Origin of the sequence: Streptococcus suis, from assembly GCF_002964045.1 — a bacterium.
GTDB classification, from domain to species: domain Bacteria; phylum Bacillota; class Bacilli; order Lactobacillales; family Streptococcaceae; genus Streptococcus; species Streptococcus suis_U.
In genome coordinates, this window is record NZ_POPB01000150.1 from 1 (window position 1) to 299 (window position 299).

General features: G+C 35.8%; 1 protein-coding gene. It reads left to right on the forward strand.

Annotation, left to right across the window (positions count from 1 at the left end):
- Positions 1–299: ATP-binding cassette domain-containing protein (locus C1E99_RS00875; RefSeq protein ID WP_153060129.1), on the forward strand; the 299-nt coding region annotated here is incomplete at both ends.

Sequence of the window (299 nt, forward strand, 5' to 3'; positions counted from 1 at the left end):
CAGAGGTATTATCCATTACTGATATTGAACATAAAAGATATTCAAAAATAGGAAACCTTTCATTAGGAGAGGGGCAGAGGTTAGGTATTGCAACAGCGCTGTTGGGAAAACCTCAGTACCTGATTTTAGATGAACCTACAAATGGTCTAGATCCTAGTGGAATTAGATGGTTTAGAAATTTTATTAGAGAACAAGCAAGTGCTGGTAAGACAGTATTGTTATCATCACATATACTTTCAGAAGTAGAGGCGGTAACTGATAAGGTTGTTTTTATTAATAAAGGAAGCATCATAGCTTCG